This window comes from Roseivivax lentus (assembly GCF_900156805.1).
GTDB lineage: Bacteria > Pseudomonadota > Alphaproteobacteria > Rhodobacterales > Rhodobacteraceae > Roseivivax > Roseivivax lentus.
Map to the genome: position 1 here is coordinate 344,267 of NZ_FTOQ01000001.1, position 21,898 is coordinate 366,164.

General features: G+C 67.5%; 21 protein-coding genes. 10 read left to right on the plus strand and 11 right to left on the minus strand.

The features are described from left to right. Positions 1 to 51: 51 nt before the first annotated feature. The 4 genes from BW990_RS01585 to cysQ form a co-directional block, all read right to left on the minus strand. Positions 52 to 426 (minus strand): NAD-dependent epimerase/dehydratase family protein, encoded by a 375-nt coding sequence (locus tag BW990_RS01585; protein ID WP_076444316.1) that lies wholly within the window; start codon positions 424 to 426, stop codon positions 52 to 54. A 4-nt stretch (positions 427 to 430) separates the two neighbouring features. After that, positions 431 to 1,321 carry a UTP--glucose-1-phosphate uridylyltransferase GalU gene (galU, locus tag BW990_RS01590; protein WP_076444318.1) on the minus strand — a complete coding sequence of 297 codons (891 nt, stop codon included), beginning with the start codon at positions 1,319 to 1,321 and terminating at the stop codon, positions 431 to 433. Between the two features lie 92 nt (positions 1,322 to 1,413). Further along, entirely contained in the window at positions 1,414 to 2,646 is a 1,233-nt protein-coding gene (locus BW990_RS01595; protein WP_076444320.1) for a glycosyltransferase family 2 protein, read from the minus strand. A 7-nt stretch (positions 2,647 to 2,653) separates the two neighbouring features. Next, positions 2,654 to 3,451 (minus strand): 3'(2'),5'-bisphosphate nucleotidase CysQ, encoded by a 798-nt coding sequence (gene cysQ, locus BW990_RS01600; protein ID WP_076444322.1) that lies wholly within the window; start codon positions 3,449 to 3,451, stop codon positions 2,654 to 2,656. Between the two features lie 125 nt (positions 3,452 to 3,576). On the opposite strand from cysQ, the gene BW990_RS01605 reads away from it, so the two are divergent. Together BW990_RS01605 and BW990_RS01610 are read left to right on the plus strand one after the other, a co-directional pair. Further along, positions 3,577 to 4,407, plus strand: a complete 831-nt coding sequence (locus BW990_RS01605) for an ABC transporter permease (RefSeq protein WP_076444324.1) — start codon at positions 3,577 to 3,579, stop codon at positions 4,405 to 4,407. A 17-nt stretch (positions 4,408 to 4,424) separates the two neighbouring features. After that, positions 4,425 to 5,033: a COG3650 family protein gene (locus tag BW990_RS01610; protein ID WP_076444326.1), complete on the plus strand. Its 609-nt coding sequence runs from the start codon at positions 4,425 to 4,427 to the stop codon at positions 5,031 to 5,033. Here the strand turns inward: BW990_RS01610 and BW990_RS01615 are convergent. Continuing rightward, positions 5,030 to 5,635: an alpha-ketoglutarate-dependent dioxygenase AlkB family protein gene (locus BW990_RS01615; protein ID WP_076444328.1), complete on the minus strand. Its 606-nt coding sequence runs from the start codon at positions 5,633 to 5,635 to the stop codon at positions 5,030 to 5,032. The genes BW990_RS01610 and BW990_RS01615 overlap by 4 nt on opposite strands. A gap of 230 nt (positions 5,636 to 5,865) precedes the next feature. Between BW990_RS01615 and dnaK the strand changes: the two genes are divergently transcribed. The 3 genes from dnaK to BW990_RS01630 all read left to right on the plus strand — a co-directional run bounded on the left by dnaK (position 5,866) and on the right by BW990_RS01630 (position 11,179). Further along, on the plus strand, positions 5,866 to 7,779 hold the full coding sequence (dnaK, locus tag BW990_RS01620; RefSeq protein WP_076444330.1) for a molecular chaperone DnaK: 1,914 nt from the start codon (positions 5,866 to 5,868) through the stop codon (positions 7,777 to 7,779). Positions 7,780 to 7,861: 82 nt separating this feature from the next. Further along, positions 7,862 to 9,022: a molecular chaperone DnaJ gene (gene dnaJ, locus BW990_RS01625; protein WP_076444332.1), complete on the plus strand. Its 1,161-nt coding sequence runs from the start codon at positions 7,862 to 7,864 to the stop codon at positions 9,020 to 9,022. Between the two features lie 132 nt (positions 9,023 to 9,154). Then, positions 9,155 to 11,179 carry an NADPH-dependent 2,4-dienoyl-CoA reductase gene (locus tag BW990_RS01630; protein ID WP_076444334.1) on the plus strand — a complete coding sequence of 675 codons (2,025 nt, stop codon included), beginning with the start codon at positions 9,155 to 9,157 and terminating at the stop codon, positions 11,177 to 11,179. Between the two features lie 7 nt (positions 11,180 to 11,186). Here BW990_RS01630 and BW990_RS01635 read toward each other — a convergent pair whose 3' ends face one another. The 4 genes from BW990_RS01635 to def (BW990_RS01650) are packed head-to-tail and all read right to left on the minus strand — an operon-like array spanning position 11,187 to position 13,537. Further along, on the minus strand, positions 11,187 to 12,044 hold the full coding sequence (locus BW990_RS01635) for an MBL fold metallo-hydrolase (RefSeq protein WP_076444336.1): 858 nt from the start codon (positions 12,042 to 12,044) through the stop codon (positions 11,187 to 11,189). Further along, positions 12,037 to 12,531: a peptide deformylase gene (gene def, locus BW990_RS01640; protein ID WP_076444338.1), complete on the minus strand. Its 495-nt coding sequence runs from the start codon at positions 12,529 to 12,531 to the stop codon at positions 12,037 to 12,039. The genes BW990_RS01635 and def (BW990_RS01640) overlap by 8 nt, the downstream gene beginning before the upstream one ends. Next, the gene (def, locus tag BW990_RS01645) at positions 12,528 to 13,022 is read right to left on the minus strand and encodes a peptide deformylase (RefSeq protein ID WP_076444340.1); all 495 of its coding nucleotides are present in this window, start codon (positions 13,020 to 13,022) and stop codon (positions 12,528 to 12,530) included. Before def (BW990_RS01645) ends, def (BW990_RS01640) begins: the two co-directional genes overlap by 4 nt. Beyond that, entirely contained in the window at positions 13,019 to 13,537 is a 519-nt protein-coding gene (def, locus tag BW990_RS01650) for a peptide deformylase (RefSeq protein ID WP_076444342.1), read from the minus strand. The genes def (BW990_RS01645) and def (BW990_RS01650) overlap by 4 nt, the downstream gene beginning before the upstream one ends. Before the next feature lie 108 nt (positions 13,538 to 13,645). Between def (BW990_RS01650) and BW990_RS01655 the strand changes: the two genes are divergently transcribed. Continuing rightward, positions 13,646 to 14,818 carry a MalY/PatB family protein gene (locus BW990_RS01655; protein ID WP_076444344.1) on the plus strand — a complete coding sequence of 391 codons (1,173 nt, stop codon included), beginning with the start codon at positions 13,646 to 13,648 and terminating at the stop codon, positions 14,816 to 14,818. Between the two features lie 51 nt (positions 14,819 to 14,869). Here the strand turns inward: BW990_RS01655 and BW990_RS01660 are convergent, their stop codons facing one another. Together BW990_RS01660 and pedF are read right to left on the minus strand one after the other, a co-directional pair. Next, positions 14,870 to 15,778 carry a substrate-binding periplasmic protein gene (locus BW990_RS01660; RefSeq protein ID WP_076444346.1) on the minus strand — a complete coding sequence of 303 codons (909 nt, stop codon included), beginning with the start codon at positions 15,776 to 15,778 and terminating at the stop codon, positions 14,870 to 14,872. 2 nt (positions 15,779 to 15,780) lie between these two features. Continuing rightward, the gene (gene pedF / locus BW990_RS01665; RefSeq protein ID WP_143526059.1) at positions 15,781 to 16,452 is read right to left on the minus strand and encodes a cytochrome c-550 PedF; all 672 of its coding nucleotides are present in this window, start codon (positions 16,450 to 16,452) and stop codon (positions 15,781 to 15,783) included. 182 nt (positions 16,453 to 16,634) lie between these two features. On the opposite strand from pedF, the gene BW990_RS01670 reads away from it, so the two are divergent. The 4 genes from BW990_RS01670 (at position 16,635) to BW990_RS01685 (ending at position 21,746) form a co-directional block, all read left to right on the plus strand. Next, a complete protein-coding gene (locus BW990_RS01670) occupies positions 16,635 to 17,813 on the plus strand; it encodes an ABC transporter substrate-binding protein (protein WP_076444350.1) in 1,179 nt (392 codons plus the stop codon). 166 nt (positions 17,814 to 17,979) lie between these two features. Continuing rightward, positions 17,980 to 18,942, plus strand: coding sequence for a YVTN family beta-propeller repeat protein (locus BW990_RS01675; protein WP_076444352.1), 963 nt, complete (start codon positions 17,980 to 17,982; stop codon positions 18,940 to 18,942). A gap of 118 nt (positions 18,943 to 19,060) precedes the next feature. Continuing rightward, a complete protein-coding gene (locus BW990_RS01680; RefSeq protein WP_234990134.1) occupies positions 19,061 to 19,618 on the plus strand; it encodes a tetratricopeptide repeat protein in 558 nt (185 codons plus the stop codon). 358 nt (positions 19,619 to 19,976) lie between these two features. Continuing rightward, positions 19,977 to 21,746, plus strand: coding sequence for a PQQ-dependent methanol/ethanol family dehydrogenase (locus BW990_RS01685; protein WP_076444354.1), 1,770 nt, complete (start codon positions 19,977 to 19,979; stop codon positions 21,744 to 21,746). Positions 21,747 to 21,898 lie beyond the last annotated feature (152 nt).

Genomic DNA, 21,898 nt, shown 5'->3' on the forward strand with positions numbered 1-21,898 from the left:
CGCCCCGCGCGGCTGACGAGCCGCGTCAGGTCGAGGCACCGGGCCCGGGGCTCAGCGCGCGTTATGGCCGTGCTGCTGCCAGGCCCGGGCATCTTCGATCATCCTTGGAATGGTGGGGCGGCGGGGCGCCCCGCCCAGTTCCTCCGCAGCGCGGCTGGAGCCCGTGACGAGCTTCGTCGCCGCGCCCGCGCGGCTCAGCGCCGCGTAATGCAGGACGGCGACAGGCGCAGGCTCCGCGAAGGCCCGGTCGATGGCGGCGCGGTCGAGAAGGTCGCCCTTGGCCAGCGAGCCGAACCGCACCGCGTCGCGCCAGTCGCTCAGGAACATGCTGAAAGTGATCGGGATGTCGCCCGCTGCGGCCAGCGCCTTGCGGGCATGGCGGCCGATAGAGGCCGCGCCGCCAGTGACCAGAACGCTGTCGGCCACCGGATTACTCCGCGGCCTTTTCCGCCGCGACCGTTTCGTAAAGGAAGGCGCGCAGGTCGTCGCGCAGATCCGGGCGGCGCAGGCCGAAGGCCACGGTCGCCTGCAGGAAGCCCGCCTTGGAGCCGCAATCGAAGCGCTCGCCCTCGAAGCAGAGCCCGTGCACGCCCTCGCCGTCGATCTCCTGCGCGATGGCGTCGGTCAACTGGATCTCGCCGCCCGCGCCGGACTTCATCTTGTTGAGGTTGCGCAGGATCTGCGGGGTCAGGATGTAGCGCCCGATCACCGCGAGGTTCGAGGGCGCTTCGCCCGCGGGGGGCTTCTCGACCATGCCGCGGACCTTCACCAGCGCCTCGCCCTCGCGCGTCGCATCGAGGATGCCGTAGGCCGAGGTCTTCTCCTGCGGGACTTCCATCGCGGCGACCATGTTGCCGCCGGTTTCGGCATAGGCCTCGACCATCTGCTGCAGGCAGGGCTTCTCGGCGGCGATCACGTCATCGGGCAGCATGACCGCGAAGGGCTCGTTGCCGATCAGGCGGCGGGCGCACCAGACCGCGTGGCCCAGACCCAGCGCCTTGTGCTGGCGGGTATAGGCGACCTCGCCCGATTCCATGTTGGTTGATTTCAGGATCTCGAGAAGCTCGTCCTTGCCCTTCTTCTTCAGCTCCTGCTCGAGCTGCGGCGAGATGTCGAAGTAATCCTCGAGCGCGCCCTTGCCGCGGGAGGTCACGAAGATGAATTCCTTGATCCCCGCCGCGCGCGCCTCGTCGATGGCGTATTGCACGAGCGGCCGGTCCACGAGGGTCATGATCTCCTTCGGCACAGATTTCGTTGCGGGCAGAAACCGCGTGCCCAGACCCGCAACCGGAAAGATGGCCTTGGATACCTTGTTCTTCATGACGTGCTCCTGAACTTTCGGCCCACCGTATCTTGTGGCTCGAAGGAATACACCCGCCGATGCGGGCCCGTGGTTGAAATCATCCTAGACAATCACTCGAGGGCGCGAAAGCGGCGCAATCGGGTGGCCTCGTGGTCAATGCGCGCGCCGAACGTCCAGAGCCGGAAGAGCGGCGCGTCGCGATCCGAGCGCCCGAACAGCCCGCCTTCCTGCGCCCAGATGCCATCGGCGCGAAAGCGCAGGCGGTGATAATGCGCGGTGGGCCACAGGGTGATCCGGGTCACCGTGTCGCCCGCCTCGCGGGCGGCCCGCGCCTCGGCCTCGCAGGCCGCGCGGGTCCAGGGCCGTCCGGCGATCAGCCGGTGCGGCGCGCCCGGCGCCGCGCTGAAGGGCAGGAACCCCGAGGCCGCGCGGGGCAGCGGGCCCAGCGTCGAGAGCTCGCGCGCCAGACCGGCCTTGATGCCCCGGCCCAGCCCGCGCATCAGCCGCGCCACGTCGCCGGGATCGAGGGGGCCGCGCTGCATCGCGCTCAGCAGCCGCCGGCACTGGGCGGCGCGAAAGGCGGTGAGCGCGGCCGCATGCGTCTCGGGCGGGGCATGACGGCGCAGGAACACCGCCTTCGAGGCGCCGATCTCGGTGAGGTCGCGCGGCGTGCGGTCGGCAAAGCGGCGCGCGCTGGCCTCCATGCCGTGATGCACGCGGGCCAGCGGCACCAGCGCGGTGGCGACGCCCGCGCTCGCGAGGCGCATGTTCAGGTCGGTTTCGTCGAGATAGAAGCGATAGGCCGGATCGAACCCGCCAAGTGCTGCCAGCACATCGCGTCGGACGGCCATGTTGGTGCCCTCGGTCTTGATCGCGCGGCCTTCGGCGGGATGCAGGATCGCCGGCGCCTCGCCCTCAAGCTGCAGCGGGTGGCGCGTGCCCGTCGCATCGACCGTGCCCGCGCCCCATTGCAGCGAAAATCCGTTCCGGCCGATGACGAAGCCGCCCGAGGCGGCAACCTCGGGCGCCTCGAAGGGGGCTGTCAGCCGCGTCAGCCAGGACGGCTCCGGAACCGCGTCGTCGTCGATGAAGGCCACCACGTCGCCCGCCGCCGCCGCGATCCCGCGATTGCGCGCCGCCGAGATGTTGGGCAGGTCGTAGGCGACGGTCTTGATCTCGTCCGCCTTGGGATGCGCGGCGATGGCCGAAAGGCCCGCCGGGCAGGCGACCACCACCACCTCGAAAGGCGCATGATCAAGCTGGGCCAGACCCGTGATGCAGCGTGCCAGGGCCTCGGGCCGGTCCCGGCTGACCACGACGACGCTGACCGGTCCGGTCGGCATGGCGGGCTCAGCCCTTCTTCAGCTCGACACCCGGGGCGTAGGCGATGAAGAACGGGTTGGAGAAACCGGGCTTGCCATAGGTCAGCGTGCCGTGATCGTCGAAGCGCACGACGCGCCCGCCCGCACCGGCGAGCACCGCGTGACCCGCGGCGGTGTCCCATTCCATCGTCCGTCCGAGCCGGGGATAGAGATCCGCCTCGCCGGTGGCCACGAGGCAGAATTTCAGAGACGAGCCCGCCGAGGTCATGTCCTTCACCTCGTACCGGCCGATGTAATCGTCGGTGGCCTGGTCGCGATGCGACTTCGAGGCGACGACCATCAGCGCGGAATTGTTCGGATCGGTGACCTTGAGCGGCTTGGTTTCGCCGGGGCTGTCATGATCGAACGGGCCTTCCTCCTCGACCGAGGATCCCACGCTGTCGGTGTAGAACATCCGTCCCTTGGCGGGCGCGTAGACCACGCCCCGCGTCGGCAGACCGTCTTCGACCAGCGCGATGTTGACGGTGAAATCCCCGCGCCGGTTGATGAATTCCTTGGTCCCGTCGAGCGGATCGACGATCAGGAAGGTCGAGACATCCTGGCCGTGGCTGTCGGCCTGTTCCTCGGTGACGAGCGCGACATCGGGAAACGCCTCGCGCAGCCCCGCCGAGATCAGCGCGTCGGCGGCCTCGTCGGCCTCAGTCACGGGGGAGGCGTCGGACTTCGTCTTCACGTCGAAATCGTCGGCATTGTAGATTTCCATGATCCGGTCGCCGGCCTCCAGTGCCAGCTTGCGCATGATTTTCGTCAACTCGGAATAATTCAAACTCTCGCCTTCCCCGCGGCACAATCGTCGCGTTCATTGATTTGAAATCGCCCAGAACTTATGCTGCGCGAAACAGATGGCCGCAAGCAATGATGGCCATCCCGACCGGAAGCAGTGCAGGCCCCATGTTCGAAGCCAACAAACCACGCAACAAGGCGGCGGGCGCGCTGCAGATCGCCGAGCTGATCTACCACAATGCCGCCCGTTCGGTCCGGCAGGGCCACAACAACGCGCTCATGGCGATCGTGATGAACATGGCGCAGACGGTCATCTTCACCCTAGCCTTCTACGCGATGTTCCAGCTTCTGGGCATGCGTTCGGCGCCCATCCGCGGCGATTACATGGTTTTCATCATGTCCGGCGTGTTCCTCTACATGAGCCATATCAAGACGATGGGGGCGGTGCGCGCGGCGGGCAACGCGCTTGGTCCGATGATGCTGCACGCGCCGATGAACACCTTCGTCACGATCCTCTCGGCGATGCTGTCGACGCTCTATACCCAGACCATCACGATGGTGCTGATCCTATTCATCTACGACACGGTCTTCGCGCCCGGTGCCATCGCCTCGATCCACGAGCCGGCCAAGGCCTATGGCATGCTGCTCGTGGCCTGGGGATCGGGTGCCGCGGTGGGGATGGTCTTCATGGCCGCGGCCCCCTGGGCGCCGGTCCCGGTGGGCATGGTGACGACGATCTATGCCCGCGCCAACATGATCGCCTCGGGCAAGATGTTCGCGGCCAACATGCTGCCGCCGAAGATGCTGGCGATGTTCGACTGGAACCCGCTCTTTCACGCCATCGATCAGGCGCGCGGCTACGCCTTCCTGAACTACTGGCCGAGGAATTCCTCGCTCGAATACGTGCTTTGGGTTATGGTGACCTTGGTCATGGTGGGTCTCATGCTCGAATTCTACACACGCCGAAACATCTCCGTTTCCTGGGGCGCGCGCCGGTGACCAGGCGGGCCGCAGCGATGCCCGCGACGGGTCTGGTCCTCGGGCTTGTCCTGGGTCTGGCCCCGGGGCTCGCGGCGCCGCTGCACGCGCAGGACCTGCCCGCGCTTTACGACGTGACCGGTGTCGCCTCGGACGATGTGCTGAACGTGCGCGAAGGGCCCGCGGCCTCCGCGGCGCAGATCGGCGCCCTGGGCCCCGCCGCCACCGATATCGAGGTGACCGCGATCGAGAACGGCTGGGGCCGCGTGAACACCGACGAACGGTCCGGCTGGGCGTCGCTGTCCTTTCTCGCGCGCCAGGGCGGGCAATGGGCGGACGGCCTGCCGGCGCCGCGCACCTGCTTCGGAACGGAGCCGTTCTGGTCGCTCGACCTCGCCGCCGACGTCTTCGACTTCCAGCTCTTCGACAAGGGCCTCGTCTCGGGGCCGATCACGCTGCGCACGCGCGCGTCGGGGCGTCCAGACCGCTACGCCTTCGCGGGCGAGGCAGGCGGCGACCGCGCCATCCTCGTCATGGGCCGGGCGGAATGCAGCGACGGCATGTCGGACCGGCTCTACGGGCTGACGGCGGATTTCCTGCTGGGCGACACGCTTTATTCCGGCTGCTGCTCGGTGGCGCCGAACTAGCGCACGACCCGCAGGGTCAGGTTGATGCGCCCGCCTTTCGGCAGAAGCGTCGAGGATCCGAAGCGGATGCGATCCACCCCGTGAAAGCGCAGCCGCGCCGCGCCGCCCATCACCGCCACATCCCCGGATTTCAGCCAGATCGATTCGGTCTTGCCGCCGCGCCTGTCGTTGCCGATCCGGAAAAGCGCGTCGTCCCCGAGCGAGATCGACACCACGGGATGGCTGAAATCGGCCTCGTCGCGGTCCTGGTGCAGGCCCATCCGCGCGCCTTCGCCATACCAGTTGATGAGACAGCATTCCGGGCGCTGCGCGCTGCCCGAGACCGCCTCCCAGATCGCCAGCACCCGGTCGGGAATCGGCGGCCAGGGCGCGCCCGAGGGATGCCGCTCCTCGTAGCGGTAGCCCTTGCGGTCGGTGACCCAGCCAAAGCGGCCAGCCGCCGACATCGCCACCGACATCTTCTGCCCGCGCGGCGTCACCGGCGTGACCAGCGGCGCCACTCGCAGGCAGTCGCGCAGGTCCGCCACCAGCCGTTCCTGCTCCGCGCGGCTGAGGAATTCGGGGTGGATCGCGACATCGCGCAGAAGGACGGGGGCGGTCATGCCCGCATGCTGCGTCAGGCCAGCGCCGAGGAAAACCCCCCGAGACGATCTCGACAATCCGCGCATTCTTTCCCGTCGCGGCGCTTGCAGCCCCAAAACCCGCTTCTTATATACCCCACGACCGCGTGATCAGGGCGCCCGCCCGGGTCACGCATCGAAAATCGGGGGGAGAATGCCGGAACGGGTCTTCCTCTCGGGACATCGCCTTGAATCAAGAAGGGATCGAAATCATGGGTAAAGTGATCGGTATCGACCTCGGCACCACCAACAGCTGCGTCGCCATCATGGACGGCAGCCAGGCGCGCGTGATCGAGAATTCCGAAGGCGCGCGGACGACCCCGTCCATCGTGGCCTTCGCCGAAGAAGAGCGCCTCGTCGGCCAGCCCGCCAAGCGGCAGGCCGTGACCAACCCCGAAAACACCGTGTTCGGCGTCAAGCGTCTGATCGGCCGTCGGTTCGACGATTCCGATCTGAACAAGGACAAGAAGAACATGCCGTACGAGATCATCGACGGCGGCAACGGCGACGCATGGGTTCAGGCGCGCGGCGAGAAGTATTCGCCCTCCCAGATTTCGGCCTTCATCCTGCAGAAGATGAAAGAGACCGCCGAGAGCTATCTCGGCGAAGAGGTGACCCAGGCGGTCATCACCGTTCCGGCCTATTTCAACGACCAGCAGCGTCAGGCCACCAAGGACGCGGGCAAGATCGCGGGCCTCGAGGTGCTGCGCATCATCAACGAGCCCACGGCGGCGGCGCTCGCCTACGGCCTCGACAAGAAGGACAGCAAGACGATCGCGGTCTACGACCTCGGCGGCGGCACCTTCGACGTCACCATCCTCGAAATCGACGACGGCCTCTTCGAGGTGAAGTCCACCAACGGCGACACGTTCCTCGGCGGTGAAGACTTCGACATGCGGATCGTCAATTACCTGGCCGACGAGTTCAAGAAAGAGAACAATGTCGACCTGACCAAGGACAAGATGGCCCTGCAGCGCCTGAAAGAGGCTGCCGAGAAGGCCAAGATCGAGCTCAGCTCGGCGTCCCAGACCGAGATCAACCAGCCGTTCATCTCGATGGGCGCCAACGGCCAGCCGCTGCACATGGTGATGAAGCTGACCCGCGCGAAGCTCGAAAGCCTCGTGGGCGATCTCATCAAGGCGTCGATCAAGCCGTGCCAGGCCGCGCTGAAGGATGCGGGTCTCTCGACCTCTGATATCGACGAGATCGTGCTCGTCGGCGGTCAGACCCGGATGCCCAAGGTCGTCGAGGAAGTGACGAAGTTCTTCGGCAAGGAGCCGCACAAGGGTGTGAACCCGGACGAGGTCGTGGCCATGGGTGCTGCGATCCAGGCCGGCGTGCTGCAGGGTGACGTGAAGGACGTGGTCCTTCTCGACGTCACGCCCCTGTCGCTCGGCATCGAGACGCTGGGTGGCGTGTTCACCCGTCTTATCGACCGCAACACCACGATCCCGACCAAGAAGAGCCAGATCTTCTCCACCGCCGAGGACAACCAGAACGCCGTGACCATCCGGGTCTTCCAGGGTGAGCGCGAGATGGCGGCCGACAACAAGATGCTCGGTCAGTTCAACCTCGAGGACATCCCGCCGGCACCGCGCGGCATGCCCCAGATCGAGGTGACCTTCGACATCGACGCCAACGGCATCGTCTCCGTCGGGGCCAAGGACAAGGGCACCAACAAGGAGCAGAAGATCACCATCCAGGCCTCGGGCGGTCTGTCCGACGAGGACATCGAGAAGATGGTGCGGGATGCCGAGGAGAACGCGGATGCCGACAAGAAGCGCCGCGAACTCGTCGAGGCCCGGAACCAGGCCGAGAGCCTGATCCACGCCACCGAGAAATCGGTCGAGGATCACGGCGACAAGGTCGATCCGACCACGGTCGAAGCCATCGAACTGGCCGTCGCCGCGCTGAAGGACGACCTCGAGGGCGAGGATGCCGAGAAGATCAAGTCGGGCATCCAGAACGTCACCGAGGCGTCGATGAAGCTGGGCGAGGCGATCTACAAGGCCCAGGCCGACGAAGGCGACACCCAGCCCGAGGCCGACCAGGGCGAGCGTGGGTCCGACGAGGACATCGTCGATGCCGATTTCGAGGATCTGGGCGAAGACCGCAAGCAGGGCTGAGACCCGCCCGGAACCCGAGTTTGGGGCCGGTCCGGATGCCGGGCCGGCCCTCTCATGTTCCGACAAAGTCAGGAGGACATGAATGTCCAAACGCGACTATTACGACGTGCTGGGCGTGTCCAAGGGTGCATCGGCGGAGGAGATCAAGAAAGCCTACCGCCAGAAGGCGAAAGAGCTGCATCCCGACCGCAATTCCGACAACCCCAATGCCGAGGCGCAGTTCAAGGAAGCCAACGAGGCCTATGACGTCCTGAAGGATGCCGAGAAGAAGGCGGCCTATGACCGCTTCGGCCACGCGGCCTTCGACGGCGGCATGGGCGGCGGTGGCGGCCGTCCCGGCGGCGGCTTCGGCGGCGGTCAGGGCGATTTCGCCTCGGCCTTCTCGGACGTCTTCGACGACCTCTTCGGCGATTTCATGGGCGGCCGCGGCGGCGGCGGTGGCGCGCGCCAGCGGGCGGCCCGCGGGGCCGATCTGCGCTACAATCTGCGCGTGACTCTCGAGGAGGCCTTCGAGGGCCTGCAGAAGACGATCAACGTGCCGACCTCGGTGGCCTGCGGCTCCTGCAAGGGCTCGGGCGCCGAAGGCGGCGTGGAGCCCACGACCTGCCCGACCTGTTCCGGCATGGGCAAGGTGCGCGCGACGCAGGGCTTCTTCACGGTCGAACGGACCTGCCCGACCTGTTCGGGGCTCGGCCAGATCGTCAAGAACCCGTGCAAGGAATGCCACGGCGCGGGCCGCGTCGAGAAGGAGCGCGCGCTGTCGGTGAACATCCCCAAGGGGGTCGAGACCGGCACGCGGATCCGGCTCGCGGGCGAGGGTGAGGCGGGCCTCCGCGGCGGACCTCCGGGCGATCTCTACATCTTCATCGACGTCGCCGATCACCCGATCTTCGAGCGGGACAACGTGAACCTGCATTGCCGGGTGCCCGTCTCCATGGCCTCCGCGGCGCTGGGCGGCGATATTGAGGTGCCCACGATCGACGGCGGGCGCAGCCGGGTGAAGATCCCCGCAGGATCGCAATCCGGCCGCCAGATGCGGCTGCGCGGCAAGGGCATGCCGTCGCTGCGCGGCGGCGCGCCGGGCGACATGTTCATCGAGCTGGCGGTGGAGACGCCGGTGAACCTGACCTCGAAGCAGAAAGACCTGCTGCGCGAGTTCGAGGCGATGAGCGAGGACAACAATCCCGAATCGAAGTCCTTCTTCAAATCGGTGAAGAGCTTCTGGGACAGCATGAAAAGCTGAGGCGAGGACGCCCGCACGGGCGGAGGAGCCGCTCCTCGAGCCCGGGCGGGCTCTCCTCGCCTTTGACGCGACGTTGCGGCTGACACCCGCCCCATGCTCATGTGAAGTCGCCCGCAACCAGGGAGGCTTCACATGACCGACTATCCCCATCTCCTCGCGCCGCTCGATCTGGGCTTCACGACGCTGAAGAACCGCGTCCTGATGGGCTCGATGCACACCAATCTCGAAGAGGTGGGCGACTGGAACCGCGTGGCCGAGTTTTACGCGGCCCGCGCCCATGGTGGCGCGGCGCTGATGGTGACGGGCGGCATGGCGCCCAACCGCGAAGGCGGCGTCTTCCCCGGTGCGGCGGGCCTCTTCACCGATCAGGACCTCGCCAATCACCGCATGGTCACCGACCGCGTGCACGAGGGCGGCGGCAAGATCGCGATGCAGATCCTGCATGCGGGCCGCTACGCCTACGGGCCCGAATGCGTGGCCCCGTCGGCGATCAAGTCGCCGATCTCGCCCTTCGCGCCGAAGCAGCTCGACGAGGCCGGGATCGAAAAGCAGATCGCCGATATCGCCACCGCCGCGGCGCGGGCGCGCGAGGCGGGCTATGACGGCGTCGAGGTGATGGGCTCCGAGGGCTATTTCCTCAACCAGTTCATCGTCACCCACACCAACAAGCGCACCGACCGCTGGGGCGGCTCTTACGAGAACCGCATCCGCCTGCCGATCGAGGTGGTGCGCCGCGTCCGCGAGGCCGTCGGGCCCGACTTCATCCTGATCTACCGGCTCTCGATGATCGACCTCGTCCCGAACGGCTCCACCTTCGAGGAGGTCGTGCAACTGGCCCAGGCGGTCGAGGAGGCGGGGGCCACGATCATCAATACCGGGATCGGCTGGCACGAGGCCCGTATCCCCACCATCGCCACTTCGGTGCCCCGAGCCGCCTTCGCCTGGGTCACCAAGAAGCTGATGGGCAAGGTTGGCATCCCGCTCATCACCTCGAACCGGATCAACACGCCCGGCGTGGCCGAAGAGGTGCTGGCGACTGGCTGCGCCGACATGGTGTCGATGGCGCGTCCGTGGCTCGCCGATGCGGAATTCGTGACCAAGGCGGCCTCGGGCCGCGCGGCCGAGATCGCACCCTGCATCGCCTGCAACCAGGCCTGCCTCGACCACACCTTCCAGGGCAAGGTCTCGTCCTGCCTCGTGAACCCGCGCGCGGCCTTCGAGACCGAGATCGTGATCGAGAAGGCCGCCAGCCCGAAGCGCGTGGCCGTCGTGGGCGCGGGGCCTGCGGGTCTGTCCGCGGCGCTGACCGCGGCGGAGCGGGGGCATGCGGTGACGATCTTCGACAAGGCGAAAGAGATTGGCGGCCAGCTCAACATGGCCAAGGTCGTTCCCGGCAAGGAGGAATTCCGCGGCCTCGTCGACTGGTTCGCCCATATGGTCGAAGTGCGCGGTGTGACGCTGCGGCTCGGTACCGAGGCGCGTGCCGACGATCTTCAGGACTTCGACGAGGTGATTGTGGCCACCGGCGTCATCCCGCGCGATCCGCAGATCCCCGGCCAGGACGCGCCTCATGTGCTGAGCTATATCGACGTGCTGCGCGGCGGCGCCGAGGTCGGCCCGCGCGTCGCGGTGATCGGCGCGGGGGGCATCGGTTTCGATGTCTCCGAGTTCCTGGTGACCGAGGACAGCCCCACCGAAAGCCTGCCGGACTGGATGCGGGAATGGGGCGTGACCGATACCGAGGTCGCACGCTCCGGCCTGGCACCCGAAGGGCCGCAACCGGATCGCGCCGCGCGGCAGGTCATGCTTCTGCAGCGCAAGGCGGAAAAGCCCGGCAAGCGGCTCGGCAAGACCACGGGCTGGATTCACCGCGCGGGCCTGCAGATGAAGGCCGTCGAGATGAAGGCGGGCGTCAATTATGAGGGCATCGACGCCGAGGGGCTGCACATTTCCTACGGCGAGGCGCGGGAGCGGCCCGAGGTGATCGCCTGCGATACGGTCGTCCTCTGCGCGGGCCAGCTGAGCGAGCGCAGCCTTGCCGATGCGCTCGAGGCCAAGGGCGTGGCCTGCCACGTGATCGGCGGCGCGGACGTGGCGGCGGAGCTCGACGCCAAGCGCGCGATCGACCAGGGGGTGCGTCTGGCCGCGACGCTCTGAGCGCGGATCAGAGCGTCAGGCGCAGGCCGTCGCGGGCCAGCGTCAACGGCCCCGCGTAATAGCGCCGGACCTCGGCCTCCCAGACCTCCGGTCCGAATCCGGCAAGGCCCTCGGGCACGAAATGCATCAGGGCCAGATGCCCGACCCCCGCCGCCGCGGCGAGCCGGCCAATCTCGGACGCCTCGCTGTGCGAGCGCAAGATATGCGTTCGCAGTTTCGCGTCGTAATGCGGCAGGCTGGCCAGCGTGGCCTCGACCCCGGCCGTCAGCATCGCCTCGTGGATCAGCAGGTCGGCCCCCCGGCAGGTGTCTTCCCACCCGGCAAACGGCGCGGTATCGCCCGAGAAGACCGCGCGCTTGCCGTCCGCGGCAAGGCTGAGCGCGTAGCTTTCCCCGAGCGGCGGGTGGTGGTTCGGAACCGCCGTCACCTCCAGCCCGGCCAGCGCGATGGTCTCGGGCATCTCGTGGATGTTCACCAGATCGGCCAGCGGGCGGCGCCCCTCATCGGCGATCCTGAGGTCGATATCGAAGGCCATCGCGGCGAGGAAATGCTGCCAGTAACCGGCCAGCCCGCGCGGTCCCCAGACCGGCACAGGATGCTTCAGCCCGGCGGTCCAGGCGGTGTGCAAAAGCGGGCCCAGTTCGAGGTAATGATCGGAATGCAGATGCGTGACGACGATTCCGTCGAGCGCGGTCAGTGCCACGCCCTGATCGCAAACGCCCCGCGCTGCGCCGAGACCCGCATCGATGAGCAGCGTCGCGCCGCCCATCCGGACCAGCAGCGAGGTCGGCATCGACGATCCGGGCCGGATCGCGGGGCCGCCCTTGACCCCGAGAATGGCGACCGAGCCTGCCCTCTCAGCCATGCTTCAGCGCCTTGCGGATCAACATGTCGCGCTTGGTCTTGGACAGGCGGTGCACGAAGAGCTTGCCGTCCAGATGGTCGATCTGGTGCTGTACCGAGGTGGCCCAGAGCCCGACGAAATCCTGCTCGCGCGTCGCGCCGGTCTCGTCCATGAACCGCACGGTCACGGCGCGCGGACGCGACAGCTTGGCCGAGACGCCCGGCAGGCATGGGCTGGCTTCCTCGTGATCGCGCAGCTTGACGCTGGCATGCAGCACTTCGGGATTGGCCAGACGCACGGCCTGACCGCGCGTCTCGGAGGCGTCGACGACCGCGAGGCGCAGCATCTCGCCCAGCTGCGGCGCCGCAAGGCCGACACCCGGCATCGCCTCCATCGTGTCGATCATGTCGTCCCAGATCCTGCGGACCTCGTCGGTGATCGCTTCCACGGGCGCGGCCTGCATCCGCAGACGCTTGTCGGGCCAGCGCAGGATCGGCCGCGGGCTCATGCCGCCGCGTAGTCCGCAAGCGCCGCGGCGCGCGCCTCGGGGGACAGCCGGTCGAAAGTCACGTGCCCGTCCAGATGGTCGAGTTCGTGCTGGGCGATCAGCGCCTCGGCGCCCGCAAGCTCGGTCTCGATCCGTTCGCCGGCAGGCGTCGTGTAGGCCAGCCGCACGCGCGCGGGACGCTCCAGCGTCACGGTGATGCCGGGGATCGACAGGCAGCCTTCGCCGTTGCGCGCGGTCTCCTCCGAGGACCAGGTGATCTCGGGATCGATGCAGGCGCGCGGCGACATGTCGCCGTCCTTCCAGCCTGCATCCATGACGAAGACGCGGCGCAGAAGCCCGATCTGCGGCGCGGCAAGACCGCGGCCCGGCGCGGCGTACATCGTCTCGAAAAGATCGGTGACCAGCGTTTCCAGGTCATCCTCCGCCGAGACCGGCGCGCAGACCGTCGACAGCCGGTCATCCGGCCAGGTCAGGATCGCGCGCTTGCTCACGCGCGGGCCATCTCGCGCTTGAGCTTCTGCATCTTGCGCGTGATGAGCTGCCGCTTCAGCGGCTTCAGGTAATCGATGAAGAGCTTGCCGTCGAGGTGGTCGATCTCGTGCTGCACGCAGGTCGCCCAAAGCCCGTCGAACGTGTCTTCCCGCAGCTTCCCGTCGCGGTCGAGCCACGCGACCGTGACCTCGCGCGGGCGCTCGACATCGGCATATTGGTCGGGGATCGACAGGCAGCCCTCCTCGTAGACGCTCATCTCGTCCGAGACGGCCTTGATCTCGGGGTTGAACATCACCGTGGGCTTCGGCACCGAATCCTCGCCCTTTTCGCAATCCAGAACGATCAGCCGCGACAACACACCCACCTGCGGCGCGGCAAGCCCGATCCCGGGCGCGTCATACATCGTCTCGAGCATGTCGTCGGCAAGCGCACGCAATTCGTCCGACAGGTCGTCGACCGGCGGGCAGACCTTTTTCAGGCGCGGATCGGGGTGGATCAGGATTGGCCGTTTCATGCAAGCGATGTAGGCGATGGCGCGCGCCCGTGCAATATCGCGGCGCCAAGGCTTGCCGCCGGCGCGTCACGCATTAGCGTGCATCCCGAAGCTGGCAGGAGACCTTCCGTGAATTTCGACGAGATCATCGACCGCCGCGGCACCGGCTGCAGCAAGTGGGACGCGATGGAGAAGGCCTATGGCGTCTCGCCCGAGGACGGGATCGCGATGTGGGTCGCGGACATGGATTTTCGCCCGCCCCGGGTGGTGCAGGACAGCCTGCATGCGCTGCTCGATCACGGGGTCTACGGCTATCCCGGGCCGGATGACGCGCACCGCGCGGCGATCACGTGGTGGATGCAGGAGCGGCACGGCTGGAAGGTCGATCCGTCATGGATTTTCACGACCCATGGCCTCGTCAACGGCACGGCCATGTGCGTCGATACCTGGACCGAGCCCGGCGACGGCGTGGTGCTGTTCACGCCGGTCTACCACGCCTTCGCGCGGGTGATCCGGTCCGCGGGCCGCGAGGTGGTGGAATGCCCGCTGGTGCGCGCGCATGACCGCTACGAGATGGATTTCGACGCCTATGACGCGCTGATGACCGGGCGCGAGAAGATGGTCATCCTCTGCTCGCCGCACAATCCCGGCGGGCGCTGCTGGACCGAGGCGGAGCTGAAGGGTGTTGCCGCTTTCGCCGAGCGGCACGATCTGATCCTCGTCTCCGACGAGATCCACGCCGATCTGGTGATGCCCGGCCAGCGCCACATCGCCTTCGACACGCTGGATCACGGCATCCGCGACCGGCTTGTGATGATGACCGCGGCCACCAAGACCTTCAACATCGCGGGCGCGCATATCGGCAACGTCATCATTCCCGATGCGGATCTGCGCAAGGCCTTCGCGCGGCGGATGGCGGGCCTCGGCATGTCGCCGGGGCTTTTCGGTCTGCGCATGGTGACGGCGGCCTATTCCCCGGAAGGCGCGGAATGGGTCGATCAGCTCTGCGCGTATCTCGACGGGAACCGCCGCATCCTCGATGCCGCGGTCGACGAAATTCCGGGCGTGCACTCCATGCCGCTCGAGGCCACGTATCTCAGCTGGGTCGATTTCGACGGCACCGGCATGAGCCATGCGGAGGTGCTGGAGCGGGTGGAGCGGCAGGCGAAGATCGCCGTCAATCACGGCCCGACCTTCGGCACCGGCGGCGAGACGTTCCTGCGCTTCAACATTGCGACGCAGCGCGCCCGGGTGATCGAGGCGGCGGAGCGTCTGAAGGCGGCGTTCAGCGACCTGCAGTAGCACCCGCGGGGCCGGGGCGATCCCGGCCCGCGCGCTGCGATCCGCGCCGGGTCACCATTCGGGCGGCTGATGCGTCAGCCCGTAGGATTCGTAGATCGCGGCGATGCGGCCATCGGCCAGCGCCGCCGACAGCGCGTCCGTGACCTCGTAGTAAAGCGGCTTCCACGAGAAATGCACCGCGACGCCCAGCTTCCAGCGGGATTTCGCGAAACCGGCAAGCGGCGGCTCGTGGATGCCCACGCCCGCATCGGCGCCGAATTCGAGCTGCCCGCGCGGGCCCATCGCGGCCATGGTTTCGCCCGCGCGCAGGGCCGCCATCGCGCCCTCCATGGTGGGGTAGCGCCGGATGCCCGGCTGCAATTGCCCGCCGGCGAAATTCGACAGGTAGAAATCCGCGATGGCGTCGTTTTCCACCGCGACGCTGTCGAAGCGGAAATAGGCCGGCACCGGCTTTTCCTCGGGATAGCTGTCCTTGTCATAGGCGATGGCGATGCTTTCCTCGGCATAGACGCCGCCGAAGCTCACCTGCTCCACCCGGCAGGTGAAGGCCGAATCGTAGGGCACGCGCATCATCACGTTCGACACCGCGCCGCCGATCACGGGGCCCTTCCAGATGTGGTTGCGCAGATCGGCCTCGAGGTTCTCCCCGGCGGTGATGAAGGTGAAGCGCGCCTCGACGCCTGCGAATTCCGCGATGAGACGGGCGAGATCGACGTCGATGCCGCGCGGCGCGCCCGCCTCCTCCCAGGAATAGGGCGGATAATCCTCGTAGAGCGCGAAGGTCATGAAGCCGCGCTCGCGGATGTCGTCGATGCTCTGGCCGACGTAATCGCGCGCGGTGTTCTGTGGCTTGGGCTGCGGCACGTAATCGGCGCAGGGGTCGGCCGCATGCACGGGCGCGGCGGTCAGCCCGATGGCCGCCGCCGCGCCGATGATCAGACCCCGAAGGACCTGGCGCATGGTCAGTTCGCCGCCGACAGGCCGATGGTCAGCGTTTCGGCCGCCTTGTCCTGAGGCGCGCCCGCGGCCAGCTGCACGGCGGCGCGGTAGGCGATGCTGTCGGCGACCGGCGCGCCCGACAGGGTCTCGATCTCGCCCGCGATCTCGGCAAGCCGCGCCTGCGCGGCGCTCACGTCGGCGCTGCCCGCCTCCAGCGTGTCGCGCATCTCGGCCAGCTCGTCCGCGAAGGCATCGAGACTGTCGCCATCGGGCCGGGTTTCGACATAAGTGCGGATGGCCCAGGCGGCCTCCTGGCCCAGAAGCTCGCCGAAGGCCGGCATCTTGGTGATGCCGTTCTGCGTGTAGCCGTCGCGGAACCGCTCGACATACCATTCGTCGCCGTATTCCTCGGCCTCGAGGAAGCGCAGATCGGGCGCCAGCCCGCCCGAGATCACCTCGAGCCCGTGACAGCGCGCGCAGTTCTGGTTGTAGCCCGAGGCGCCGATGCGCACGGCTTCTGCCCAGACCTCTTCGCCGGCGGCTTCCGAGCGATAGGGGTTCTCGGTCAGCCACTCCTCGCCCAGGGTCGGCAGGGTGCCCGTGTCCACCGGCTGCGGGGCCACGTCGCCATGGGCGAAGGCCAGCGTGACGCCGGCGGTCAGCGCCAGGGTGGCTGCGAATGTCGAACGGATCATCGTGGTCATTGGGGTCCTCCCGTTGAGCCTGTCGGATTGGATTTGCTCGCCCTCAGGTCTACGGCACGGCCCGCCCTGCGCCCTATTGGACTTTGGTCCTTTTCGGCGGCCTCCGGGGCGCGACATTGGTCGTATTTTCCGTCCCGCGCGCTCCGGTAGCCTGACCTGCGGGAGGATTTCACATGCACGGCATTCTGCGCGGCCTCGTGGTTGCGTTCGGGCTCTTCGTCTCCGCCGCGGCGGCGCAGACCCCGGTCGCGGTCGAGGTCACCTATCTGCGCCAGGTGGTGCCGCCGCCGCCGACCCTGTCCAATCTCGACCCCCGGCCCGAGGATCGCGGCCCCGCGGGCGCGGCCCTCGGATTGTCCGACAACGCGACGACCGGCCGCTTTCTCGGTCAGGACTGGTCGCTCGAACTGGTCGACGTCGCCCCCGGCGCGGATTGGGCGGCGGCGGTCGCGGACCGGCTTGCAACGGACGCGTTCGTGCTGCTCGACGCGCCCGCCGAGCAGATCCTCGCCGCCGCCGATGCGGCGCAGGCCGCCGGCAGTGCCGCGCTTCTGATCAACGTCTCGGCGGAAGCCACCGACCTGCGCGCCGGGTCCTGCCGGGCGAACCTGCTGCACACGGTGCCGTCCCTTGCCATGCGCGCCGATGCGCTGGCGCAGATGTTCGTGAAGAAGCGCTGGGAGGAGATCGCACTCATCGCCGGTCAGAACACTTCCGACCAGGCCTATGCGGCGGCGCTCCGGGCGTCGCTGGCGAAGTTCGGGTTGGGGCTCGAGGCCGAGACCGACTGGACCTTCGACGCGGATATGCGCCGCTCCGCCGCCGCCGAGGTGCCGCTTCTGACCCAGCCGCTCGGCGATTACGACGTGCTGCTCGTGGCCGACGAGGTGCACGATTTCGGCCGCTACATCCTCTACAACACCTGGGCGCCCCGGCCCGTCGCGGGCTCCGAGGGCCTGACCGCGGAGGGCTGGGCGCCGGTCGTCGAACAATGGGGCGCCGCGCAATTGCAATCGCGCTTCCAGGAAGCGTCGGGCCGCCAGATGCTGCCCCGCGACTATGCCGCCTGGGCCGCGATGCGCAGCCTCGGCGAGGCGGTGACCCGCACCGGCAGCGCCGATCCCGCGACGCTGCGCGACTACATGCTTGGCCCCGATTTCGAACTGGCGGGCTTTCTCGGCCGCCCGCTGACCTTCCGGCCCTGGAACGGTCAGCTGCGCCAGCCCATCCCCATCGTGCATCCCCGCGCGCTGGTGGCGCAGGCCCCGCTCGAGGGCTTCCTGCACCAGGTGAACGAGCTTGACACGCTGGGCCTCGATCGCGGCGAAGCCGGCTGCACGGCCTTCGAATGACCTGCTCAATGCGCGCCCCACTCGACCCATCGCGCAGGGTTCGGATCCCGGGCGTCCATCCGCCCCGTGCAGCAGAGCCGCGCCCTGTCACGGCCGGACCGGAAATACCTCCGGGGAGCGCGAGGGGCCGGCCCCTCGCTCCCGCCCTCATCGCCAGAGAGACACCATGAAACTAGCCGCCCCCCTTGCCGCCTGCCTGATCGCCACCCCCGCGCTTGCCGACGAGATCTGGGTCTCGAACGAGAAGGACAACACCCTCAGCGTCATCGACATCGAGACGCTGGAGGTGGTCCGCACCATCCCCACCGGCGAGCGTCCGCGCGGCATCACCTTCGCGCAGGATTATTCCGTGCTCTATATCTGCGCCTCCGATTCGGACGCGGTGCAGGTCATGGACCCCGAAACGGGCGAGATCCTGCACGACCTGCCTTCGGGCGAAGACCCCGAGCAATTCGTGCTCCATCCGGACAATCGCCGCCTCTACATCGCCAACGAGGACGACGCGATTACCACCGTGGTCGATACCGAAACGCGCCGCGTGATCGCCCAGATCGACGTGGGGATCGAACCCGAGGGCATGGCCGTCTCGCCCGACGGGCGCATCGTCATCACCACCTCCGAGACGACCAACATGGCCCATTGGATCGACACCGAAAGCCAGACCCTGATGGCCAATACGCTCGTCGATTCGCGTCCGCGCCACGCGGAATTCATCAAGGACGGCACCGAGCTGTGGGTCTCGGCCGAGATCGGCGGCACGATTTCGGTCTTCGACGTCGCGACCCAGGCCGAGATCGCCAAGATCGACTTCGAGATCCCCTCGATCAACCCCGACCGCGTCCAGCCCGTGGGCTTCGAGTTCACCGAGGGCGATAGCCACGCCTTCGTGGCGCTCGGCCCCTCGAATCACGTGGCCGTGGTCAATGCCGAGACCTACGAGGTCGAGGAGTACATCCTCGTGGGCCGCCGGGTCTGGCACATGGCCTTCAATGCCGACCGCTCGAAGCTCTTCACCACCAACGGCGTCTCGGGCGATGTGACCATGGTCGACGTGGCCTCGCGCAAGGCGGAAAAGACCATCAAGGTCGGCCGCTTTCCCTGGGGCGCGGCCTTCCGTCCGACCGACTGAGGCCCCGTCCGCGCGGCTTTCTTGCGTGGGATGTCAGGGGCTTGCCCCGGACTACGACCATGGCGGCGCTGACCTGGCGGCATCTTTGGGCTAGGTTATCTGGTCAAAGGAGACGCCCATGCGACCGATCCCGATGCTTTCCGCGATGCTGGCGCTCGTCGCGCTCGCAGCCCCGGCCCAGGCCGAGGGCGAGGCGGCCGATGAATACGGCACGCTCAATCCCGACGAGATGACATGGGAATCCATGCTCGACCGCGCCGAGAAGGGCGAGACCGGCATGGTGCTCTGCTCCACCGGCTACATGCTGACCAAGTCCGGAAAGCACGGCGCGGCGCGCGCGCTTTTCGAGAATTGCGCCAATGCGGGCTATACCGGCGCGATGACCTGGATGGGCCAGCTCGACAATAACGGGCTCGGCGGTGCCTACGATCCCGATGCCGCGGCGGAGTGGGACCGGCGGGCGGCGGATCTGGGCGATCCGGTGGGCAAGTTCAATTACGGCCTCGCGCTCATCCGCGGCCACGGGGTGGCGCAGGACGTGGACCGCGGCCGCGCGCTGGTGGACGAGGCCGCGGCCGAGGGGCTGAAGGTCGCGCAACGTCTGCAGGGCGCGGATTACGACCTCGACGAGGTCACGCCCGATGCCGACAACTGGAAATACGCGCCGCTTTTCTGACGCCACCTTTCCCCGCTCAAGCCAAGCGCCTCGCGGCGCTTTTGGCGCATCCGAGGAAGGGATCGCCCCGCGCTGCCGCCGGGGCCCGCGCGACACCCTGACGAGGTGCGGCGCCGATCCACAAGACCACCCCGCAGACCCAAAAGCCGAAAGCCGCCGGGATCCCGGCGCGTTCCGCGTGTCCGGCTTTCGCCGAATCGCGACGCCCGGCCTGTCAAGCGGATTGAAGTCTTACGACCAAAGCGGCGTATGTCGAACGCGCCCCTTTGCCCATACTCGGTAGCGGAGGAGACCGGCCCGCATGGCTCAGGCGCGATGGGGGAGACCGACTTTCCGAAGGGATCCAAGGGAGGACCGAATGAACAAGTTCATCGCAGCCGTCACGCTCAGCGTCATGGCCGCCGCCGGGGCGGCGCAGGCGCAAGTGACCGAGGCCATGCTGGCCGACGATCAGAACAACGTGACGCAGGTCGTCACGAACGGCATGGGCCGGCATCTGCAGCGCTACTCGCCGCTCGACACGATCAACACCGAGAACGTCAAGAACCTCGTGCCGGCCTGGGCCTTCTCGCTCGGCGGCGAGAAGCAGCGCGGGCAGGAAACCCAGCCGCTGATCTATGACGGCGTGATGTATATCACCGGCTCCTATTCGCGGATGTACGCGATCGACGTGAAGACCGGCCAGGAGCTCTGGCAATACGACGCGCGTCTGCCCGAAGGCATCCTGCCCTGCTGCGACGTGGTGAACCGCGGTGCTGCGATCTACGGCGACAAGATCTATTTCGGCACGCTCGATGCGCGCATCGTGGCGCTCGATCTCAAGACCGGCGACGTGGTCTGGCGCGACCAGATCGCCGATTACAAGGCAGGCTATTCCTACACCGCGGCCCCGCTCATCGTGAACGGGCTGATCATCACCGGCAATTCCGGCGGCGAGTTCGGCATCGTCGGTGAAGTGCAGGCGCGCGATGCCGAAACCGGGGAGCTCGTCTGGACCCGTCCGGTGATCGAAGGCCACATGGGCACGCTCAACGGCGAGGAATCGACCATGACCGGCGAGCTGAACGCGACCTGGCCGGGCGACATGTGGAAAACCGGCGGCGGCGCGACCTGGCTCGGCGGCTCCTATGACGCCGATACCGACACGCTGGTCTTCGGCACCGGCAACCCGGCGCCCTGGAACAGCCACCTGCGCAATGCGGGCACGCCCACCGACGGCAATGCCGGCGACAACCTCTACGCCGCCTCGCGGCTCGGCATCGATCCCGCGACCGGCGAGATCAAGTGGCACTTCCAGACCACGCCGCGCGAAGGCTGGGATTATGACGGCGTGAACGAGGTCGTGGCCTATACCGACCGCGACGGCAACATGCGCTACGCCACCGCCGACCGGAACGGCTATTTCTACGTGCTGAACCGCGAAGACGGCGCCTTCGTCTCGGCCACGCCCTTCGTCAAGGACATCTCCTGGGCCGAAGGCATCGACGAGAACGGCCGCCCGATCTTCGTCGAGGACAACCGCCCAGGCGATCCGGCCGCCGCGGCGGACGGCCAGAAGGGCGAGGTGATCTTCGCATCGCCCTCGTTCCTCGGCGGCAAGAACTGGATGCCGATGGCCTTCTCGCAGAACACCGGCAACTTCTACGTGCCCTCGAACGAATGGGGCATGGATATCTGGAACGAGCCCATCACCTACAAGAAGGGCGCGGCCTATCTCGGCGCGGGTTTCACCATCAAGCCCAATTACGAGGACCATATCGGCAGCCTGAAGGCCATCGACCCCGATGCGGGTGAAGTGGTCTGGGAATACAAGAACGACGCGCCGCTCTGGTCGGGTGTCATGACCACCGCCGGTGGCCTCGTGTTCTTCGGCACGCCCGAGGGCAAGTTCATCGCGCTCAACGATGCCACCGGTGAAGAGGTCTGGTCGTTCCAGACCGGCTCCGGCATCGTCGGTCAGCCGATCACCTGGGAACAGGACGGCGAGCAATACGTGTCGATCATTTCCGGCTGGGGCGGCGCCGTTCCGCTCTGGGGCGGTGAGGTGGCCAAGAAGGTCAACTACCTCAACCAGGGCGGCATGCTCTGGACCTTCCGCCTGCCGAAAGAGCTGGCCGCAGCAGAGTAACTCTCCCACTCTCAAGGTCGCAGCGAGGCGCCCGGGTCCAAGGCCCGGGCGCTTTTTCGTGCGGTGGCCCGCCAGTGGTCGCGGCCTGCCCTGAATCTCGGGTGACTTGCGCCGCGTCAGAATGTATCACAGGGGCCAATGACGGGCCGCAG